Origin of the sequence: Zoogloea sp. (assembly GCF_041914405.1) — a bacterium.
In the GTDB taxonomy this organism is placed as follows: Bacteria; Pseudomonadota; Gammaproteobacteria; order Burkholderiales; family Rhodocyclaceae; genus Zoogloea.
Window position 1 is genome coordinate 27,412 of sequence record NZ_JAYSDK010000002.1, and the last position, 15,858, is coordinate 43,269.

Sequence of the window (15,858 nt, forward strand, 5' to 3'; positions counted from 1 at the left end):
TCAAGGATGTGCGGTGGTGCACTGAGCATTATGGGCAGCGATCATAGGAGGGCCGTCCGTCGTGTGAGAGCCTTGCCCGCTTCATTGGAACGATCAGACGGGGCGCAGGAGCTCCGCATGCAGCCATGGGGACATTTCAGAAGGGCATTCGCAGGTGGGCCGCTCTCGCAGCCGTGTTCGTTCCCGCATCATCGGTGTGGGCACACGGTGGCGGGCTCAATGCGGAGGGGTGCCACTTCAACCGGCGCACCGGCGATTATCACTGCCACCGCTCCGGATACTCGCCGCCGCGTTATGTGGCTCCCACTCCGACGGTTCAGCCCCTGTATTCGCCCCAGGCGCGTGGCGTTACGCGATCTACTGAGGCCGGTGCAAGCTGCGTCCAGGAGGCCGCCGCGGAGCGTGCCTCCTGCCTTGATCGACGGCGCGCTGATCGGGAGCGCATCGCGGAGCTTGAGCAGACCATAAGGGACCTGAAAGGCCAGACGGAAAGCCTCCAGGCGGAGGTAAATCGCCTGTGGAAGGAGAGGCAGGGATACTTCCCTTAGTGCCCGGCCTCGATCAGCAAGACTTAGGATTAGGCTCGGGATGCAGCTTCCCCAGCAACGGGCGAGCGGGGCTGTCGGAAGCTGGTCGGCTCACACCTTGCGGCTTCCAGTGAGTTCGTAGCGCAGCTGCTCTCTGAAGGCATCAGCCAGCATTTGCTGGACATTCACGCTGGGGCCGAACAAGTCCCCCTGTTCGCCGAGGACGTGTTTCTTGAACCGCCGAAATACTTGGTATACAGCCGGCCCGTAGAGCTGTTTGAACTCGCCCTTTTTCCAGTTGAAACGGGAGCCGCCGCGGGTGGTCGGCGTCACGCTGCCAATCTTCCCCACGCCACCCAGATCGCTCCCGCGAACGAAAACGCCCAAGCCATTGCCGCCGCTTGTCTTGCCGGCCCGAAGGGGGAGCAGGAATGCGCTCTTGATCGTCTTGCGGGGAGCGCCCTTGCCGACCCTGACCGAAACCCCCGCTTGCTTCCTGCCGCCTGGAATTCCGCGCAGGGAATCCCCTTTGGCGCGCACGGCCGGTGCGGTCACCTGCCTGGCGTCGTAGTTCGTGAGCCGAATGTCATCACGCTCAGCGATGATGTCGACCTGCAAACGCCCCGGCCCAGCTTTGAGCATCCAGATCTTGTCGCGTACATACGCAGTCTTGAGGTTGAGCTCGCTCGTAACCTCCTTGATCGCCAAGGTGCGGACCTTGGCACCTGTCTGATTCAACGCGCGGTACATCGCCCGCTCGCCAACCGCTGGCACGCTGCGAACCTTGGCGGCGAGCTTCGCGAGTTTTTCAATGCCTGTGATCTTCATGGGGACGTTCTCAATAGTGTGGGGAGGTGCGCACCTCACAGCCACTCCCGATGGCGTCCCTGGTGCGCGTGCGCCGACCTTCACCCGTTAGTCGGCGCGGGTGGGGCCGAAGCCCCTTTCGGAGAATCAGGCCCCGGCGTTGCTCACGACGCCGCGGTAATCCACGGCGGACACGCCGAAGTCGTGGCGAACCTTGAAGCGGGTGCCATCGACGGAGAAACCGGTTTCCCGCTCAAGCACGGGCTCTTCGTTGCCATCGAGGAATGCGACCTCGAGGACGGGGGCTTCCACAGGATTGGCAAAGCTGTAGCGGCGCGTTCCAGTGAGGCGCGGGGAATCAACGATGTCGGCGTACAGGCCGCGAACGGAGTTGGGACGGCGGTCACCCGCGGGCTTGCTCGCGAGTTCATTGAACTCCGCCCCGTTCACCTCGATGGCTTTGGCGCGCAGGCCGGCCGGAACGAGCAGGACGGACGGCTGGAGCGCGAGGTAGTCCCCGCTGCCGGGTTCCTTCTGCTGGGTCATCAGCACGCGGTCCGCGTCGACGGAATCCTGGGACAGCGCAGCACTGGTGCCGATGTTGCCGTGGTTGGCATGGAACAGCGTGTAGCCGTCGTCCAGGACCGGGCCGAGGCCAGAATTCAGCAGCAGGATCGAATAAACGTCGGTCTCGATGGTGCGCGCAGCGGAGCGGCCGAGCTGGGCTGACAGCCCCATGAAGGCGCCCGCATCATCGTTGATGATGGCCTGGCGGGACAGCGTGATGATCAGCCCCTTGGTGCCGATCCGGACCCGGGCCCGTTCGCTATCCGGAATCGTGCCATTCACGAACTCGCCCAGCTCGTTGACCGGCTGCAGGTTCTGCAACGCAGCCAGGCGGTAGCGCGGATGGTCGCGGAAGTCGGACACGGCCCCGACGGCGCAAAAGCGGCGCCAGGTGTCGGCTGCAATCGCGTAGGCCGCCTGCAGCGTCTTGTGCATGGCGTTTTCCAGCAGGATCGGGAAGTCGCTGGTAGCTTGCGTGAAGGCGGCGCCGACGATCTCCATCTTGTCGCGGCCGCGATGGTCCCAGCCGGCGCGGTCCAGCGACGCCCGGGCGAGATCCATCAGGCTGTCACCGCGATACGGGTTGCTGGCCATGGAGGCGCGGACCTCGGCCGAGGCGACACCCGTGCGCACCATCAGGGCTGCGGCAACGGCATCGCGGCGCTTGTCGGTCTCGTCTTCGATGGTCTGGATCTGGTTTGCAGTAGGCATGTCGATGATTCCTTCAGGACAGAATGGCGGTCTTGCCGGCAGCCATTGCCGCGGCGGCTTCTTCACTGGTGATGTCCGGGAAGCAGTCCGAGACCATCCCTTCCCAATCCACGCAGAACGGAGTCATGTTGCTATTGGCGGTAAGGCCGAAGATCTCGACGAGAGCGGCGCGGATCTTCTTGTCACCGGCAATGCGCGCCCTGATCGGTGCGATCAGCTCTTCGGAACGGGCTCGAAGGGCCGCGTTGTGGGCGTGGGTCGCTGCGTAAACCTCCTGATCGATCTTCGGTTGAACGTCGCGGGCGGCCTCGCTGACCTGCTGCTTTTCTTTCAGGCGCTCTCGGCTGGACTCCATCGCCGTTCGGGCGGCCATCACGTCCTTCTCGTTGGCGAGCCCACGGATATACGCGGCCTGCACCTCATGCATGCGGGCGGTTGCCTCGACGATCTCCGTTTGGAGGGCCGTAATTTCGGACGCCGACTGCTCGACGATGGTTTGGGCCCGGGCACGTTGTGCCTCGAGATCCTTCAGGGCTTTGAGGGTGTCGATGGGTTTCATGGTTGGGTTCCTGGTAGGGAATGAGGGGTTACGACCGCGGGGGGCAGACTTCGGGCGACGCCGACGGCCACAGGAGGCGGCCGTTCGGGCGACGAATGGGGACGGCGCCAAAGTACGAACCCCGCACGCTAAGAGCCCGCAGGACGGAGTTCGGGGCAACTCCGTTTTGACGGGCGAATTCAGCGGTGGTCAGCGTGTGGCTGGGACTGGGGAAGGAAGGTGTGGGCATGTGGCCGACTCCGTACGTTTCCGTTGATTTCGATAGAAAACGCATGGTGCCGGCGGGCCAGTCTCATTTTCAGGGGGTGGCGTGAGACAAAAACAAGAAGCCCGGCGAGTGGCCGGGCTTCAATCTGGGCGTTGGGAGTTCTACCGTTCGACAGGCGAACGGCCTCAGGATGGCTCTCGGAGAATCCGGTAGAACGTCGCCCGGCTGATGTTCCACCGCAGCTGCAGGCGCTCCCGGCTGGCCCGGCTACCGTCGTAGTCTCGGCGGATGGCTGTATCGCGCTCGGCGTGCGCTTCCGGGTCCTGCTTGGCGATGTAGAGCGCCTCCCCGCACATGCGATGCCGGACCTTCCCGACGATCTTCGCCGCCAGGGCCCGGGCGGCACGTTCCTCTAGGCCGGCGTCGGACTGGATTGTTTCGGTCAGCACCTGGAGCAGAGAGAGGCGTTCGGACGCGGCGACGGGCGGTAGGGTTGGGGCGTTCATAGACGGCTGCTCCAGGCGGAGAAGGCGAGAGGGCGGCAAGACCGAGAAAAGACCGTTTGCATCGACATAAACAACAACCCTAGGACCCCGGAAAACTGTCGAAGCTCGGGGCTCTCCGTCCCCGTGTGCTGAGAGGCCCGGGAGGACCCGCGAAAGTCCGGCGCCCGCCGAGGTCGTGAATGCCCCTGCGGCTTGCGAGAATGCACCGCCATTGAACGATCAGGGGGCGGCTGCGGGGTGAGTGGCACCTAGCCATCAAAACCGCTCCTACGGCCTTTTCTTTCGGATTGCGCTGCCACGGGGTAGGGGCCCTCATGGTCGGTGAAGCGCATTCGCGGTCCGTCGAGGGCGAGCAGGCATTCGCCGGTCGGACCGTTGCGGTTCTTCCGGATCAGCAGATGGGCGAGGCCTTCCCACTCCGGGGCGTCCCTGTGCATGGACTCACGGTGGAGCATGACCACGATGTCCGCGTCCTGCTCGATCTCGCCGGAGTCGCGCAGGTCGGCCAGCGTGGGCTTCTTGTCCAGCCGTCCCTCGCTGGCTCGGTTGAGCTGGGCCAGGGCGATCACTGGCACCTGCAGTTCCTTGGCCAGGGCCTTCAGCCCGCGGGAGATGGAGCCGACTTCCTGCGCCCGGTTGTCGCCGGTGCCACGCATCAGGCCGAGGTAATCGATCACCACCAGGCCCAGGCCGTGGGCGCGCTGGATGCGGCGGGCCTTGGCGCGGACATAGGCCACGGTGACGGCCGGCGTGTCGTCGATGAACATCTGCCAGGCGGCCGATGCGGCGGTCGCATCGCTCATCTGCTGCCAGTCGTGGGGATCGGCTGTTCCCGCGCGCTGGGCCTGCACCGTGACACCGGAGCGGGCGGCCAGGATGCGGGAGGCGATTTCCTGCCGTCCCATCTCGAGCGTGAAGAACACCACCGGTACGCCGGACTGGGCGGCATGGGTAGCGATGTTGCAGCCGGCGACGGTCTTGCCGACGCTGGGGCGGGCCGCAATGATCACCAGTTGCCCAGGCTCCAGTCCGCCGGTCATGCCGTCGAAGCGCCGGAATCCCGTCGCCAGGCCGGCCAGGTCGCCGCCACGTTCCCGGCGGAGATCGATGTCCGCCAGCACGTCGCACAGGGCATCCTGCAGGCGAACGGGATCGCTGTCCGTCCGGTCCAGCAGGGCCAGCATCCCGGCCTCGGCGTCGGCCGCAATCTCGGCGGGCGTCCGTCCGGCAGGGGTGGCGCAGGCCGCCAGCACGTCGGCGCCGATCTGCTGCAGCCCGCGCAGGGTTGCCCGCTGGCGGATGGTCTCTGCGTACTGACGGACGTTGCTGGCGACAAAGCCGCTGTCAGCCAGCTCGGCGAGGTACGCGAAGCCGCCGGCCTGTTCGCCTTCGTTGCGTGCCTCCAGCGTGCTCCAGACCGTCAGCAGATCCACGGCGCGGCCGGCATCGTGCAGGGCCTTGGCTGCCGAGAAGACCAGGCGGTGGTCGGCACGGTAGAGGTCGCCGGCACGGACGACACCCTCGATGTGGTCGAGCACCCGGGCGCCGTCGCAGAGGATCGCGCCGAGCAGGCCCTGTTCCGCTTCGAGGGAGTGGGGGGGTAGGTTGCGCAGGTCGGGGGCGTTCATGCTGCTGCTCTTCGTGCCTGTTCGCCGGCGGTCGTCCATCGGGCGTTTTCACCCTCCTTCAGGTACCAGAGGTTGAACCAGTTGCGTTTGACGGCGTTGCGATAGTGCGCTCGCCAATCCTTCTGGGTCGAATCCCTTCCCAGGAACTGGGCTTTGAACTCAGCCCAAGCTGCGACAAGCATCTCCTCGCTGATCCCGACCTTCTCCGCGTAGTCGAAGATAGGATCGTCACCGTCGATCGGTTTGATGTTCTGCTGTCTGCAGTCCTCGAGGAAGCTGCGGAGCGTTTGTGCGTTTCTCCGTCGTCGCTGCTTGGGGGCTAAGGGGGTATTGGTTTGTTCACTGGTTTCTTCTTTGCGTGTAGCCGAATCGGCTACCGTTGAAGTAGCCGATTCGGCAACCGTTGCCGATGGGGCTACCGTTGCCGAATCGGCTAGGGGCATGCGTGTAGCCTGATCGGCAACCGTTGCCTGTTGGGCTACCGTCGCCGATTCGGCAACCGTTGCCCGATAGGCGACGGTTTGGGGCACATGGATGGTGTAGCGGGTTGCCTTTGAATGGCCGCCCTTGCCATCTTTTGTGATCCACCCCAGCGCCTCAAGGCAGGTTGTCGCGCTCGATACATTTGCAATATGCACACCCGACCGCTCGGCGAGTTGCTGCCGGCGAGGCCAGCAGGTCAGATTGCCGGGGGTGCAGAAACTGAGCAGGGCACCGAGAACGCGCAGCTGTTCAAGCGTGAGCCTGCGATCCGCCCAGACCTCATTCGGAACGACCGTGAAAGGAGTCGTCATGGGAACCTCAGTCTCCCTCCGCAAGATGGGGGGCCATGAGGGTGTAGGTGGCCGATTCACAACGCCCTCCATTGCCTTCCTTGCGGAGCCAACCCAACTGCTCGAGTCCGGTTGTTGCTGTTGAAACGTGGCACACGCTCATTCCGCAGCGTTCGGCGATCTGCGCCCGGGACGGACAAACCACGCGAGAGCCGTCGTTTTGGAATGAGAACAGCACGCCAAGGACGCGGATCTGCTTGAGTGTCAGGCGTTTGTCGGCCCAGACCTCGAGCGGGACCATGCTGAAAATCTCGCCCACGGCGCTACGCTCCCCACGGCTGCCGACGGTCATGCGTCGCACCTCGGCAGTCGTCCATCACCCTGGCTAGAGCCTCAGGCGTCAGGTCGTGCAGGAACGCGAAGCAGCGGCCGTTCCGCCCCCAGTAGATGGCGGGCGCCTCAAGCTGGAAGGTGAAGCCGTAGAGGCCGCGGATAGCGGGGTAGTGGACGGGCGCATGGAATTGGATCGTCAGCGCCGGCAAGGCCGGACCGGCAGTGCGCGGCCAGCCGGCCGGTCTCCAGGTCTGATGCGAGGACGGGAAGGGGGCGCGGTGGTTGGTGTGTCCCATGCTCATGCTCCCAGCCAATCGAGATCACCCGCGCCGGGCAGGTCGTCGAACGAATGCCCGTCTGCAGGGCTGTCCGGCCTGCTCTTGCGCTTGCGGGGGCGCGGCGTGGTGCTGGCCACCTCGTCGGCCTGCAGATCCAGGCCGGGGCGGGTGGTGCCGTCCTTCGCCTGCCAGGTGGAGACCTTGAGCGCGCCGGCCAGGCTCACCGAGGCGCCGGCCTTGAGCTGCAGCAGTCGGGCCACGGCATCGTCCTGGAAGGCGATCACCGAGCAGAACACCCGGCCTTCATCGCCTTGGGGGACGGACAGGCGGGCCAGGGCATAAGGGCGGCCGTTCCTGCTGGTGCGCTCGATTGGTGCGGCTACCAGTTCGCCGGAAATGAGGGCGCGGATCATTGCTTCACCCCGCCTTCCTGCATCTTCTCCAGGGTGGAGCCGGCGAAGTTCTCCATGTCGCAGGCGACGGACCAGCCCAGGGCGGCCAGCTTGGCGGCATCGGAGAATTCCGGCGCCTTTTCCTTGATGGCCTGCAGCAGGGCGGCGAGCTGGGCGAACGCATCGGCGCAGCTGTTCAGGCAGCCTTCCACGTCGTTCATGGGGATGGGCTTGAAGCCGGTGGTGGTGCTCATGCCTCGGCCCTCCCGGCAAACGCCAGGCGGTAGGCCAGGGCAGCACCCGTGAAGCGGCGCAAGGTGCGGTAGAGGGTGAGGCGGGTTCGGGCGGTGACGCGACGAGGCGCGGCTGCGCCTGCATGGGAGTTGTGCATGGTTACTGCTCCAGTGTTTGCGGTATAAACCCCGCTCCCAGCTGCCAAGCTGGGGGGCGGGCGCATGTGGGGTTGGCAGACCGGAACACTGGAACCGGCAGGTCTTTCGACCTCCCCACACGGCCCACCATTGAACTGGCGCAGCAATGCGAAGTGGACGTAAAAAATCCGCTCTGATGGCGGATACGTCCGCCAGTGTTATTCAGGCTGCCAAGCCCGCGCCTCTCTGTTTCGAGGCAGACTTTATGTTGCACGAATGCACTGGTACCCGTCAAGCACTCGCCATCGGACGTGTCCTGAAAAATGAGAACACCCGGAACGCCTGTAGCGTGTTCGAACTGCATGGCGAACACCCCTCAAGCGGCCTTGCGGCTCTTCTCGACCTGGGCAGTCAGCCAGGCGTCAATCTCGGATTCGATCCAGCCGACGGCCTTCCCGCCGAGGGAGATGGGGGCCGGGAAAGTGCCGGCTCTGACATGGTCGTAGATGGTGGACCGTGCGAGTCCGGTGCGGGCTTCAACCTGCTTGCGACGCAGGATGGTGAGGGGGGATTGCTGTTGTGCGGCCATGCTCAAAACTCCGTAGCAGTCGCCGGAACGTACCGGCATGGCTCGCTATTTTTTACATCTGGCGGCCGGCGAATAGCCGGGCAGGTTCAGAAAACCCACCCCCTGGAAATGGGGGGTGGGGTGGGTAGGTTTCCCCGGGCGGGGTGGGTGGGTTATCCGGCGCTCTATGCCTATAAGCCAGTATTGGCGCGGTTTTTGGGGGTGGGTGGGCTACTCGCCAGGAGTAGCCGTTGCGCCACCCGTAACCTTCCAGTTCGCCACCTTGATAACGTCGTCCATGCCCTGTTTGTTCATGTCTCCGTTCCAGATTAGGCCCAGGTCACGGTATCTCGATTCAAGCCATTCACGCATTGCGACCGTTGGGGCTTTGCCTCGGAGTAGGTTGTCATCATCCATCGCCTGCCACAGCTTCACTGCCGCAGCGAGTTTTGATGAATACCTGGAATGGCTCGGGTCAAGATAGTCAGGTGTGTCTGTGGTCTCAGGAAAGAAGAACGCAGGACGGAAGCCGCGCACAGAGAACCATGAACGAAGAGAATCAACGTCGACTTTGGCGGAATCGACATCAACGGAGTCCGGGACCTCCCCGACTATGTTCCCGTTGATGTCGTAATCATAGATTGGCACGAAGGTGCCTTTGATTCTCCCGCGCATGAGCGCAACGCATATACCCGCCTTTACCGCCTCGTAACCACTCGGGCGCTCGTGCGGCTTCCATCCCTCGCAACACGTACCGTCTTCGCTCGCAGGATCAACGCCAACAGCCAGAAGCGCAGCCTGCTTAACGCTCATCTCGTCCAGCAGTCGCCAGTAGTCCAGTGGTTCCATTTGCGCCCCCTTCGGCACCGCCCTTTGTGATAAGTGCCGCGCCGGCCGGGCAAGGGACCCCGGTTTTCCTCCCGTCGGAGTAGGCGCGGCAAACTCGGTTGATCAGGCTGCCCGTGTCGGCATGTTCACCACGTCGGCGCCGGCCTTCAGCTTCTCCAGGTAGTCGGCCCACCGCTGCATCATCACCCGGCGTTCCTTGATGAACTTCGTCCGGTTGTAGGCTGTGCCGAGCGCATCAGGGACGGCGTGCGCAAGCTGGTGCTCGATGGCTTCGCGGTCGACGCCCAATTCTTCGTGCAGGATCGTCCGGGCCATCGCACGGAAGCCGTGCCCGGTCATCTCGGTTTTGGTGTCGTAGCCCATGCGGCGCAGCGCGGCATTCACAGCAGCGTTGCTCATGCACTTCTTCGGATCGCGGCCGGAGAACACGAACCGTCCGCGTCCGGTCAGTGGCTGCAGGTCGCGCAGGATCGCCACGGCCTGGGGCGCCAGCGGGACCAGGTGCGGCGTCGTGATGCCTTTGCGGGCCCACCCCTTCATCCGGCTGGCCGGAATGTTCCATTCGCCTTTGTCCAGATCGATTTCAGCCCACTCAGCCTGCCGCAGTTCGCCAGGCCGGACGAACACCAGTGCCGACAGCTTGAGGGCCGATTGAACGATCAGGGTGCCCCGGAAGGCGTCGATGGCGCGGAGTAGGGCGCCCACTTCGGCCGGGGCGGTGATCGCGGCCATGTGCTTTTCACGGGTCGGGGGCAGGGCGCCGCGTAGGTCACCGGTCGGGTCGCGTTCGGCGCGTCCGGTCGCGACTGCGTAGCGGAAGACCTGCCCGCAGTTCTGCAGGGCACGGTGGGCCGTCTCCAGCCGTCCGCGGGCTTCAATGCGGCGGATCGTGGTCAGCACCTCGGGGGCATTCAGGTCGGCAATGGGCTTTCCGCCGATCCACGGGAACACGTCGCGCTCCAGGCGCTTGATGATCTTGTCGGCGTGGTCGGGGCTCCAGGTGGGGAGCATCTTGGTGAACCACTCGCGGGCCACTGTCTCGAAGCTGTTGGCCATGGCATCGGCGCGGGCGTTCTTGTGGACCTTCTTGTGCTCGCCCGGGTCGATACCTTCAGCCAGGAGGCGGCGGGCTTCGTCGCGGCGGTCGCGTGCCGCCTTGAGAGAAACATCGGGGTACACGCCAAACGCTAGGCCCTTCTCCCGACCTTCGAATCGGTACTTCATCCGCCAGTACTTCGAACCATTGGGGTGAAGCAGCAGGAACAGCCCTTTCTCGTCGGCCAGTTTTTGAGCCTTGTCCGTGGGCTTGGCGCTCTTGATTGCAGTGTCAGTCAGCGGCATGGCTTCAGCCCTCCATCGTTACTGCTCGCGTTGCGTCAAGGAAGTCGCGTAGCTCCGCCGTTTCGGATGGGGTCAGGTAGGCATGGCGCTTTCCCAAGTGGATGTATAGAGCCCCGTCGTTCGAAAGGCTGAAGCGGGCGGCCTGCTGTTGTTCCTGTTCGGCAAGCTCACGAGCGCGAATCGCCTTGGTGTGTTCGCTGGGGTTGATCCCCTCGGCCAAGAGACGGCGGGCCTCGTCTCGCTTTTGCCGGGCCGCATCTATCCCCGTTTCAGGATACGCGCCAAACGAGAGCGTTCCCTCCTTGCCGCTGAAACGGTATTTGAGCCTCCAAAGCTTGGCGCCGCTGGGGGAAACAGCCAGGTACAGCCCTAAGCCATCTGCGATCTTGTAGGGCTTGGTTGCCGGCATCAGTGATGCGATTTGAGAGTCATCCAAAGGCATGTGGGGGGACAAGGATTGCCAGTTGCTCCATGTTCCCCTGGATGTTCCCCCAAAGAGTACCGGCTTGCAATGGTCTGCACCGGACTACTATGGACGTAAAAAAGGCCAAGAACCCTGATTTTACTAGGTTTCTTGGCCTTCTCCGGAACATCCCGGACTCGATTCTGGTGGAGCCGGGGGGAATCGAACCCCCGTCCGCAAGCCCTCTACAGTCAGTTCTACATACTTAGCCGACTAATTTGAATTTAACCCGGAGTTTAGCCAGTCGGCGGGCCGACTACGGGCGAGTCACCTAGAGTTTCGCGCGAGACCAAGTAACCCGATCTGTTGCTAGTTCCTGTAAATGACACTGCATTGGGTTTGACCCCACCTGACCCAGGAACGAATCAGTGCAGTGGCTTAGGCCTTAAGCGGCCAGAGCGAAACGCTCGTCGTTGGCGTTTGTAGTTTTCCAGTGGATTTACGAGGTAACTGGTCCTCGGTATGCACTGATCTGCTTTGTAACCCACGTCGAAGCCAGGTCGGCCCCAGTTTTGTTACATGCGTTAGTCACAGCCTAGCCTGAGAAGTTCCACATCCTATCACAAACTCAAGATGAGCCGAGTAGTTCCAGGATTTCCAATGGGTGCTGAATGATTACATCAGCATTCCAAGCGCTGATTTCAACACCATTGCCGAGATAGCCGTAGGCCGCCGCAATGGTCTTCATGCCAGCGGCGCGGCCTGCGGTGATATCCCGGATGTCGTCACCGACATAGAGGCAATTCAGTGGGTTCGTACCGGAAACCTGGCAGGCGTGCAGCAGGGGATCCGGGTGGGGCTTGGCGCGGGCAGCGGTGTCTCCGCCAACGACGCAGCTGCAGCGCGCGGTGAGGCCAAGGGTGTCAACGATGGGGCGTGCGAAACGCTCGGCCTTGTTGGTGACGACCCCCCAGGAGAGCCCATGGGCGTCCAGTGCATCGAGAAGTTCAGCCATACCGGCAAAGAGGCGGGTCTCGATGCACAGGGCGTCGGCATAGAGGTCCAGGAAGCGCTTGGCCATCTGCGGATATTCGGGCATATCTGGCGTCAGTCCGAAGCCTAAGCCGAGCAGGCCGCGCACGCCATTGGAGACCATCGGGCGCAACTTCCCAAATGGTGTTTCCGGTAGCCCGTTTTCGACCTGGAGGCGATGCAGCGTACCTATAAGATCAGGTGCCGTGTCGGCGAGGGTGCCATCTAGGTCGAAAAAAACGGCTTCAGCCACGCTTGGAGGTCCGCATTAGGTAGTTCACGTCTGTATTGGGGCCGAGGGAATAGACTTGGCTGAGGGGGTTGTAATGCATCCCGGTCAAGTCTTCCACATCCAGTCCGGCTTCGCGCACGTAGCGAGCAAGTTCGGACGGTTTGATGAACTTGGCGTATTCGTGGGTGCCCTTGGGGAGCAGCTTGAGGATGTACTCCGCGCCGACGACCGCCATCAGGTAGGACTTGAGGTTACGGTTGAGAGTGGAGAAGAACACATGACCACCGGGTTTGACTAGTGCTGCACAAGCGCGGATGGTGCTCGCGGGATCGGGAACATGCTCAAGCATTTCCATGCAGGTTACGACGTCGAAACCTTCAGGATTTTCGCGGGCCATTTCTTCGGCGGAAATGAGTCGGTAATCGACGGTCTGGCCGCTCTCGTAAAGATGAAGGCGGGCGACGCCAAGCGCTTTCTCGGAGAGGTCCACTCCGGTGACCTGAGCGCCGCGGGCCGCCATGGACTCGGCCAGGATGCCGCCGCCGCAACCAATGTCCACGACGCGCTTCCCCGTCAGGCCGGTGGCTGCATCGATCCAGTCGAGGCGGAGGGGGTTGATCTGGTGGAGGGGCTTGAATTCGGACTCCGGGTCCCACCAGCGGTGGGCAAGGTCACTGAATTTTTGCAGTTCGGCGGGATCGGCGTTCATGGAGTCGGACATCAGCAGTAGTCGAATCAGATTGGAATTGTATGCGAGAGGCTGAGCGAGGCTCAAAAAAAGCCCTGCTCGGCGCAATTCGTGCGCGGGGCAGGGGACTTTTAACGAGAGCCCGGCGGTATCTGTGCCAGGCTCTGGCCGCTCATCAGCCTAGTGCGTCCATCGGCACGCAGGAACAGAACAGGTTGCGGTCGCCATAAACGTCGTCAATGCGGTTCACACTCGGCCAGAACTTGTTGTCGCCGACCCACGGCAGCGGGAAGGCAGCTTCCTGACGGGAGTAGGGACGATCCCAGTCGCCGAGGAAATCGGCCTGAGTGTGGGGGGCGTTCTTCAGCGGATTATTGTCCGCCGGCACGCGGCCTTCCTCGATTGCGCAGATCTCGGCGCGGATGCTCACCATGGCGGCGATGAAGCGGTCCAGCTCACCCTTGTCCTCGGACTCGGTGGGCTCGACCATGATCGTGCCAGCCACCGGGAAGGACATTGTCGGGGCGTGGAAACCGTAGTCCATCAGGCGCTTGGCGATGTCCACTTCGCTGATGCCGGTGACGGCCTTGATCGGGCGGATGTCGAGGATGCACTCGTGGGCGACGCGGCCTTGGCTACCGGTGTACAGCACAGGGTAATGGGCGCTCAGTTGGCTGGCCACGTAGTTGGCGTTGAGGATAGCCACTTCGGTGGCGCGCTTGAGGCCGCGGCCGCCCATCATCGTGATGTACATCCAGGAGATTGGCAGGATGCTCGCGGAGCCAAACTGGGTGGCCGACACGGCGCCCTGGCCGGCGTTGGGGCGGTCCTCGGTGCCGGTCGGGGCGACTGCATGGTCGGCCATGAACGGCGCCAGGTGGGCCTTCAGGCCGATCGGACCCATGCCCGGGCCGCCGCCGCCATGGGGGATGCAGAAGGTCTTGTGCAGGTTCATGTGGCTCACGTCCGCGCCGATGGTGGCGGGGGAGGTGAGACCGACCTGGGCGTTGAGGTTGGCGCCGTCCATGTAAACCTGGCCGCCATGCTGGTGCACGCTGGCGCAGATCTCGCGGATGGCTTCCTCGAAAACACCGTGGGTAGACGGGTAGGTGATCATCAGCGCGGCCAGCTTGTCAGCGTGCTGGGCGGCCTTGGCCTCCAGGTCGGCCAGGTCCACGTTGCCGTTGTCGTCGCAATTGACGACCACCACGTCCATGCCGCACATCTGTGCGGTGGCCGGGTTGGTGCCGTGGGCCGATTTGGGAATCAGGCATACGTTGCGGTGCTGTTCGCCACGGGACGCGTGGTAGCGGCGGATCGCCACCAGGCCGGCGTATTCGCCTTGCGCGCCGGAGTTGGGCTGCATGCAGATGGCGTCGAAGCCGGTGATCTCACGCAGTTGCGCGGCGAGGCCGTCGATCATCTCCAGGTAGCCGGCGGTCTGGTCGGCCGGCGCGAAGGGATGGATGTCGGCAAACTCGGGCCAGGTGACCGGAATCATCTCGCTGGTGGCGTTGAGCTTCATCGTGCACGAGCCCAGGGAGATCATCGAATGGTCGAGGGCCAGGTCACGGTTCTGCAGGCGCTTGAGGTAGCGCAGCATCTCGTGCTCAGTGTGGTGGGTGTTGAACACCGGATGGGACAGGATGGCGTCGCTGCGCAGCAGGGCTTCCGGCAGGTTGCCGCCACGGCTGGCGACTTGGGCGTCCAGTGCTGCAACGTCGGCCTTGGCGCCAAAGGCTTCGAGCAGCGCAGCGATGTCGGCGAGGGTGGTCTTCTCGTCAATGGAGATACCGAGTCCCTTGCCGTCCACGTGGCGCAGGTTGTAGCCGGCAGCCTGGGCGGCGGTGTAGATGGCGCCGCTGCGTTCGCCGGTCGTTACTTGCAGGGTGTCGAAGAAGCTGTCGGAGGCGAGTTCGAAGCCGGCCTGCTGGAGGCCTTCAGCCAGCAGTGCAGCCAGGCGATGGACGCGGGCGGCGATGGTGCGAAGGCCCTCGGGGCCGTGGTAGACAGCGTACATGCCGGCCATGTTGGCCAGCAGCACCTGAGACGTGCAGATGTTGGAGTTGGCCTTCTCGCGGCGGATGTGCTGTTCGCGGGTCTGCAGCGTCATGCGCAGGGCGGTCTTGCCGCGGACATCCTTCGATACGCCGATGATGCGGCCCGGCATGGAGCGCACGTGAGCCTGGCGGGTGGCGAAGAACGCGGCGTGGGGGCCACCGAACCCGAGTGGTACGCCGAAGCGTTGAGCCGAGCCGAGGGCGATGTCAGCGCCCAATTCGCCGGGCGACTTGAGGAGTACCAGCGCCAGCAGGTCGGAGGCGACGGCCACGACGGCACCCTTGGCCTTGAGGCCAGCGATGGAGCCAGAGATGTCGGCAACTTCACCGCGCTCATTGGGGTATTGCAGCAGGGCGCCGAAGACTTCGTGGCGGGCGGCGTCGGCCACCGGGCCGACGATCAGCTCGAAGCCGAAGTAGGCGGCGCGAGTGCGCACCACGTCGAGAGTCTGCGGGAAGACGCCTTCATCCACGAAGAAGGCCTGGCTCTTCACCTTGGAGATACGGCGTGCCATCGCCATGGCTTCGGCTGCCGCGGTGGCTTCGTCGAGCAGGGAAGCGTTGGCAAGCTCCAGGCCGGTGAGGTCGATGACCATCTGCTGGAAATTCAGGAGCGCCTCCAGTCGGCCCTGGGCGATCTCCGCCTGGTAAGGCGTGTAGGCGGTGTACCAGCCCGGGTTTTCCATCACGTTGCGGAGGATGACCTTCGGCGTGATGGTGTCGTAGTAGCCCATGCCGATGAGGGACTTCTTCAGTACGTTCTTGCCGGCGATGCTCTTGAGCTTGGCGAGGGCGACGTGTTCCGGCATCGGCTCGCCGAGCGCCAGCGGGGCCGGCAGGCGGATGCCTGCGGGCACCGTCTGGGCGACCAGGGTGTCCAGAGAGTCGACGCCGACGGCGGCGAGCATGGCCGGCAGCTCGTTGGCACAGGGGCCCAGATGACGGCGAATGAAGTCGTCGCCCTGTTCGAGCGTGGCGAGCGGGGCGGAAAGAAGGGTCTTCGACATGGGAGAAACTCGGGTTGG

Annotated in this window: 19 protein-coding genes and 1 other RNA gene; 1 reads left to right on the forward strand and 19 read right to left on the reverse strand. The window is 63.7% G+C overall.

Going from position 1 to position 15,858, the window contains the following annotated elements; all coding sequences use genetic code 11:
- The first annotated feature begins 125 nt into the window (after positions 1-125).
- On the forward strand, positions 126-548 hold the full coding sequence (locus ACE3RX_RS01265) for a YHYH domain-containing protein (RefSeq protein ID WP_374479482.1): 423 nt from the start codon (positions 126-128) through the stop codon (positions 546-548).
- A 90-nt stretch (positions 549-638) separates the two neighbouring features.
- Here the strand turns inward: ACE3RX_RS01265 and ACE3RX_RS01270 are convergent, their stop codons facing one another.
- The 19 genes from ACE3RX_RS01270 to gcvP all read right to left on the reverse strand — a co-directional run bounded on the left by ACE3RX_RS01270 (position 639) and on the right by gcvP (position 15,840).
- Entirely contained in the window at positions 639-1,355 is a 717-nt protein-coding gene (locus ACE3RX_RS01270; protein ID WP_374479484.1) for a phage tail protein, read from the reverse strand.
- A 126-nt stretch (positions 1,356-1,481) separates the two neighbouring features.
- Entirely contained in the window at positions 1,482-2,612 is a 1,131-nt protein-coding gene (locus tag ACE3RX_RS01275; RefSeq protein ID WP_374479486.1) for a hypothetical protein, read from the reverse strand.
- A gap of 13 nt (positions 2,613-2,625) precedes the next feature.
- Positions 2,626-3,171: a hypothetical protein gene (locus ACE3RX_RS01280; RefSeq protein ID WP_374479488.1), complete on the reverse strand. Its 546-nt coding sequence runs from the start codon at positions 3,169-3,171 to the stop codon at positions 2,626-2,628.
- A gap of 393 nt (positions 3,172-3,564) precedes the next feature.
- Positions 3,565-3,885 carry a Mor transcription activator family protein gene (locus tag ACE3RX_RS01285; protein WP_374479490.1) on the reverse strand — a complete coding sequence of 107 codons (321 nt, stop codon included), beginning with the start codon at positions 3,883-3,885 and terminating at the stop codon, positions 3,565-3,567.
- A 248-nt stretch (positions 3,886-4,133) separates the two neighbouring features.
- Positions 4,134-5,513 (reverse strand): replicative DNA helicase, encoded by a 1,380-nt coding sequence (dnaB, locus tag ACE3RX_RS01290; RefSeq protein WP_374479492.1) that lies wholly within the window; start codon positions 5,511-5,513, stop codon positions 4,134-4,136.
- Positions 5,510-6,307 carry a helix-turn-helix domain-containing protein gene (locus ACE3RX_RS01295; protein ID WP_374479495.1) on the reverse strand — a complete coding sequence of 266 codons (798 nt, stop codon included), beginning with the start codon at positions 6,305-6,307 and terminating at the stop codon, positions 5,510-5,512. The genes dnaB and ACE3RX_RS01295 overlap by 4 nt, the downstream gene beginning before the upstream one ends.
- A gap of 7 nt (positions 6,308-6,314) precedes the next feature.
- Positions 6,315-6,638, reverse strand: a complete 324-nt coding sequence (locus ACE3RX_RS01300) for a helix-turn-helix domain-containing protein (RefSeq protein WP_374479497.1) — start codon at positions 6,636-6,638, stop codon at positions 6,315-6,317.
- A complete protein-coding gene (locus ACE3RX_RS01305; protein ID WP_374479499.1) occupies positions 6,610-6,921 on the reverse strand; it encodes a hypothetical protein in 312 nt (103 codons plus the stop codon). The genes ACE3RX_RS01300 and ACE3RX_RS01305 overlap by 29 nt, the downstream gene beginning before the upstream one ends.
- Positions 6,918-7,310, reverse strand: a complete 393-nt coding sequence (locus ACE3RX_RS01310) for a single-stranded DNA-binding protein (protein ID WP_374479501.1) — start codon at positions 7,308-7,310, stop codon at positions 6,918-6,920. The genes ACE3RX_RS01305 and ACE3RX_RS01310 overlap by 4 nt, the downstream gene beginning before the upstream one ends.
- A complete protein-coding gene (locus ACE3RX_RS01315; protein ID WP_374479503.1) occupies positions 7,307-7,543 on the reverse strand; it encodes a hypothetical protein in 237 nt (78 codons plus the stop codon). Before ACE3RX_RS01315 ends, ACE3RX_RS01310 begins: the two co-directional genes overlap by 4 nt.
- Complete coding sequence (locus ACE3RX_RS01320) at positions 7,540-7,680, reverse strand: hypothetical protein (RefSeq protein WP_374479505.1); 141 nt, start codon at positions 7,678-7,680, stop codon at positions 7,540-7,542. The genes ACE3RX_RS01315 and ACE3RX_RS01320 overlap by 4 nt, the downstream gene beginning before the upstream one ends.
- A gap of 356 nt (positions 7,681-8,036) precedes the next feature.
- On the reverse strand, positions 8,037-8,249 hold the full coding sequence (locus ACE3RX_RS01325) for a helix-turn-helix transcriptional regulator (protein WP_374479507.1): 213 nt from the start codon (positions 8,247-8,249) through the stop codon (positions 8,037-8,039).
- 210 nt (positions 8,250-8,459) lie between these two features.
- The gene (locus tag ACE3RX_RS01330) at positions 8,460-9,077 is read right to left on the reverse strand and encodes a hypothetical protein (RefSeq protein ID WP_374479509.1); all 618 of its coding nucleotides are present in this window, start codon (positions 9,075-9,077) and stop codon (positions 8,460-8,462) included.
- Between the two features lie 102 nt (positions 9,078-9,179).
- Positions 9,180-10,418: a tyrosine-type recombinase/integrase gene (locus ACE3RX_RS01335; RefSeq protein WP_374479511.1), complete on the reverse strand. Its 1,239-nt coding sequence runs from the start codon at positions 10,416-10,418 to the stop codon at positions 9,180-9,182.
- Between the two features lie 4 nt (positions 10,419-10,422).
- Positions 10,423-10,860 (reverse strand): Arm DNA-binding domain-containing protein, encoded by a 438-nt coding sequence (locus tag ACE3RX_RS01340; protein ID WP_374479513.1) that lies wholly within the window; start codon positions 10,858-10,860, stop codon positions 10,423-10,425.
- 165 nt (positions 10,861-11,025) lie between these two features.
- Positions 11,026-11,389, reverse strand: a transfer-messenger RNA (tmRNA) gene (gene ssrA, locus ACE3RX_RS01345).
- A 60-nt stretch (positions 11,390-11,449) separates the two neighbouring features.
- Positions 11,450-12,106 carry an HAD-IA family hydrolase gene (locus ACE3RX_RS01350; protein ID WP_374479515.1) on the reverse strand — a complete coding sequence of 219 codons (657 nt, stop codon included), beginning with the start codon at positions 12,104-12,106 and terminating at the stop codon, positions 11,450-11,452.
- The gene (ubiG, locus tag ACE3RX_RS01355) at positions 12,099-12,806 is read right to left on the reverse strand and encodes a bifunctional 2-polyprenyl-6-hydroxyphenol methylase/3-demethylubiquinol 3-O-methyltransferase UbiG (protein ID WP_374479517.1); all 708 of its coding nucleotides are present in this window, start codon (positions 12,804-12,806) and stop codon (positions 12,099-12,101) included. Before ubiG ends, ACE3RX_RS01350 begins: the two co-directional genes overlap by 8 nt.
- A gap of 142 nt (positions 12,807-12,948) precedes the next feature.
- A complete protein-coding gene (gcvP, locus tag ACE3RX_RS01360; protein ID WP_374479519.1) occupies positions 12,949-15,840 on the reverse strand; it encodes an aminomethyl-transferring glycine dehydrogenase in 2,892 nt (963 codons plus the stop codon).
- Positions 15,841-15,858: the final 18 nt, after the last annotated feature.